The sequence below is a fragment of the Nocardia pneumoniae NBRC 100136 genome, assembly GCF_000308755.1.
Taxonomy (GTDB): Bacteria; Actinomycetota; Actinomycetes; order Mycobacteriales; family Mycobacteriaceae; genus Nocardia; species Nocardia pneumoniae.
The window spans coordinates 1-955 of sequence record NZ_BAGF01000128.1 but is presented as its reverse complement, the minus strand read 5'-3'; the positions used below and the strand labels follow the sequence as shown (position 1 = coordinate 955).

1 pseudogene is annotated in these 955 nt (G+C 70.5%); it reads left to right on the top strand.

The features are described from left to right. Nucleotides 1-931: pseudogene (locus ON34_RS33870) on the top strand (hypothetical protein); the annotation flags it as partial. Between the last annotated feature and the right edge of the window lie 24 nt (nucleotides 932-955).

Sequence of the window (955 nt, the reverse complement as noted above, 5' to 3'; positions counted from 1 at the left end):
CGCCACCGCGGCGCGCATCGGCATCCCGGTCCGCACCCGGACGACTCCGATCATCCGCGTCATCACGACGCCGGAAGCCCGGCTCGCGACGACCGGCATCGCCGTACTCCTCGGAGGAACCGCGGCGTCCGAACACTCCGCGTCCACCGTGCTCGCCATGCCGGGCAGCCCTGCGGTCGCCGGAATCGTCGCGGCGACGGCTGGAACCGCCACGGGACTCGCCGCGATCGAAACCACCCCGAGAACCGGGCTTTTCACCCGCGCGGTAGCCGCCACGGGAGTCATCGCGCCGGTCGCCGGACTCGCTGCGGCGCTTGAAGCCGCCACGTTCTCCGGAGTCCTCGGAGCGTTTGAAACCACCACGATCTCCCGCGCCGCCACGGCCGGTGAAGCCGCCTCGCGCACCGGAATCGTCGCGGCGCTCGAATCCGCCGCGCCTGGGGCCGTCGCCTCCGCGGCGGTAGCCGCTGGTCTCACCGCCACGGTCACCGGGCTCCTGGCGCCGGAATCCACCGGACGAGCTGCCTCGCTGGTCAGGGCGGCCGCGCTCACCGGCTTCGCCCCGGCGGTCGAACCCGCCCGAGCTGTCGCGTCGCTGGAAACCACCACGGTCCGTGGAATCGTCGCGCCCACCGTGGCCGCCGGACTCTCCGCGGCGTGTAAAGCCGCCGCGGTCACCGAAATCGGCCCGGCGTTTGAATCCGCCGCCCCGTCGGGGGGCATCACCGCTGTCGTCGCCTCGCCGGCCGGACCCGGAGTCGGGAGCGCCACGCCGGAAGGGCTTCCGATCGTCGTTTTGTTCCGGCACGGTGCTCCCTTTCTGAATTTCCGCGAAAAATCGGTTGGACCCACAAATTCAATCACGTACTCGCGGTGGGGCGCGGGCACGGCAATTTCGTTCGAGCACTATCCGGTGCTCAAACGACGATAGGGGACCCAGATTCTGGGTCCCCTA